Genomic DNA, 3,100 nt, shown 5'->3' on the forward strand with positions numbered 1-3,100 from the left:
GATCCCTCCAGTTCTACAAATTGGAGGGATCGTTTTTTATAAGCCGATGCTTAATAGAGGACTTAAATTCTGGCAGATCGCTTTTATCTGCCAGAATTTTTCTCGGGATGAATCTCATACTAGTTTTGTGAGGACAATATAACCTCTTGGTTTGTTTCATTCCCGGGATGATCAAATGCTTTCACAAGCACCTTATTACCATTAAATTCACTATTAGCCACACTTACAGTGTAATGCCACTCATAAATATTGCCATTTGTACTGGCAAAGCCTTTTTCCACAAGGCTGCCATCTTCATGATAAATTTCTACAGCGACTTTTTCAACTTCCAAGTCGTCATAGGCTTCAATAATAATTTCGTCGCCTATTTCACCATGATAATTATTTACATTGAGAGTTTCAATTACTGGCGGTCTCATAAAATCTTGCACCGCTAAATTGTTTGGATTTCTTAAACCTTTGGCCTTTGCTGCCAAACGATATTTCTCTCCAAACACAGGATCAGCCATCTGACATTGGGCGTAATGGGTAGCCCTGGTAAATAACTTTCTGTGGTCTATCTGTTTTTCACTGCTAGTGCCCGATGGTGTAGGACTAGTCGCCACAACAGTTTTTCCATTACTTTGTCTAAAAACTAAATTTTTACCAAGCTTACCACTTAAGCCATCGGTTACGATATTCTTCTTTACATATGCCATCTGAATTAAAATTTAAGTGTTAATAAAAATAACCCGGATTCGTTTAATTTCAAATTACCAGTATTGGGTGAATTGATTTAAACCTATGACCAAGTTCCAATTATTTTATTTAAATATCAAAATGTTTCCTCTTCGATATCGAAGACAAGCTGGTCGTAAACAAAATATTAATTGCGGTCTTATTAAACCTTTTAAAGTGAAATTTGGCTAGTTTGTAGCTTCGGTATAGCTTCGATGTAGGTTCGATGTAGCTTCGATGTAGCTATATCTGTGTACTTGAAACATAATAATTGAGTTGAGCGGAGGTGTTTATGTTAATTTATGGAATGTAGATTTTTTTCGCCAATGACTCTGTTTAGTTGCGTTCTAAATAAAAAAGCATCCGTATTCGCGTGTCTTCCACTAGAAATGAGATTGTAAAACGAATCGTTGACGACTTAGCCTCTTGCTGAATTGGAGCAAATCGGAATTCGACGGAGTCCATTTGGGACGAAAATGTAGTAAAGCAGTAACATTAATTTCTGACGCAGATTTTAATGATTAAAATAAGATTAATATCTGAACGAAAAGATCATAAGAAAATCATGTTTAATCAGCGTCTGATTTTTGTTTGTATTCTACACCCAAACCTCTAAAGGGGCTTAAATGGAGCGAAGCAGAATTCGATCGAGTCCATTTGGGTAGGGAACTGTCGCAATTCAAAATACAGACTACTTATTATGAATAATTGGTAAATAGTTTTTAAATTGAGGTGTAATCCAAATTTTAAACCCTATAAGATGAGTGAACCCAAGAGAGCAGGTAAGAAACCCATAGTTGTTGAGCTACTGAAAGATGATGATTTGTATTTTTGTGCATGTGGAGAATCAAAGAGCCAACCCTTTTGCGATGGTTCACACATTAGCACCTCTTTTAAACCGCTGTTTTTTTCTCCGGACAAAACGGGTGAGGCCTATTTATGTATGTGCAAGCAAAGTAAGAACTTACCTTATTGTGATGGAACACATAAGTCTTTGAAAGATGAGGATTCCCAAAATATGGTGAGTCAAACAACAGCTTCTCATACTGAATCGACAGTTGAAGAACCAACTTTGGCTTATATCAAAGCTCTGGCTCGTGATGGTTTATCTAAAACAGGTCATCATGGCGAAGTTGATGCTATGGGCGTTCCTGGGCCTGAACTTCCTCAGTGGAAAGATATTCAGTTATTGGTGGCTCAAATGGCAACCAAACCACTTATGGAGGATGTTCCCGTGGGTTCAGAACTGATTATTGGTCCCAATGCGAAAAAACCATTACGACTGGATATTCCTCTCTTTGTTTCCGATATGAGCTTTGGTGCTTTGTCCGAAGAAGCAAAAATAGCTTTATCGAAGGGGGCAGAACTGGCTGGAACAGGAATCTGTTCGGGCGAGGGTGGTATGCTGGACGAAGAACAACAGGCTAACAGCAAATACTTTTACGAATATGCTTCGGCTAAGTTTGGTTTCGAATGGGATAAGCTAAAGCGTGTGCAAGCCTTCCATTTTAAAGGTGGACAGGGTGCCAAGACAGGAACTGGAGGACATTTGCCAGGCAATAAGGTTGTTGGGAAAATAGCGCAGGTTCGTAAACTGGCTGAAGGAACGCCAGCGGTTTCTCCACCTACATTCGACGATCTACATACGGTTGAAGATTTTAAGAATTTCGCCAATAAGGTTCGTGAGATAACGGGAGGTATTCCCATTGGTTTTAAACTATCTGCCAATCATATCGAAGCAGATATTCAATTTGCACTTGATGCTTCTGCTGATTATATCATTATTGATGGTCGCGGAGGAGGCACTGGAGCCGCTCCATTGATTTTTAGAAACAACATTTCAGTACCTACCATTCCAGCCTTAGCACGAGCTCGTAAATACCTCGATCAGCGCAATAGAAAGGATATCACTTTGATTATAACGGGAGGACTTCGTGTTCCTGATGATTTTATAAAGGCAATGGCTTTAGGTGCTGATGGTGTCGCATTGGCGAACTCTGCTATTCAATCAATTGGTTGTGTTGCTGCGCGAATGTGTCATACCAATAATTGTCCGGCTGGCGTTGCAACTCAAAAGCCTGAGCTGCGTAAGCTAATTAACGTGGATAAATCAGCCAAACAGCTCCATAATTTCTTTTCGGCCTCAACTGAATTGATGAAAGTTATGGCGCGTGCCTGTGGTCATCATCATCTCAACCAGTTTAATGAGAGTGATATCACAACCTGGAAAAAAGAAATGGCAGATTTAACGGGAATTAATTTTGGAGGCGTAAAATGAATTTAGCCGAAATACCTAAAGTCTTGCAAGGAGACAAGATGCCTGTGGTTGTCGTTGATGAGTTTGCTGCAAGTACTGTAAATATGAGGGGATATATCTTCCAGC

General features: G+C 39.5%; 2 protein-coding genes. One reads left to right on the forward strand and one right to left on the reverse strand.

The features are described from left to right. Positions 1-119: 119 nt before the first annotated feature. Positions 120-698, reverse strand: a complete 579-nt coding sequence (locus ABY905_RS15565) for a hypothetical protein (RefSeq protein WP_372645531.1) — start codon at positions 696-698, stop codon at positions 120-122. A 779-nt stretch (positions 699-1,477) separates the two neighbouring features. Between ABY905_RS15565 and ABY905_RS15570 the strand changes: the two genes are divergently transcribed. After that, positions 1,478-2,995 (forward strand): glutamate synthase-related protein, encoded by a 1,518-nt coding sequence (locus ABY905_RS15570; RefSeq protein ID WP_372645533.1) that lies wholly within the window; start codon positions 1,478-1,480, stop codon positions 2,993-2,995. The last annotated feature ends 105 nt before the right edge of the window (positions 2,996-3,100 follow it).

The sequence above is a fragment of the Ancylomarina sp. genome (assembly GCF_041555295.1).
Classification (GTDB): Bacteria; Bacteroidota; Bacteroidia; order Bacteroidales; family Marinifilaceae; genus Ancylomarina.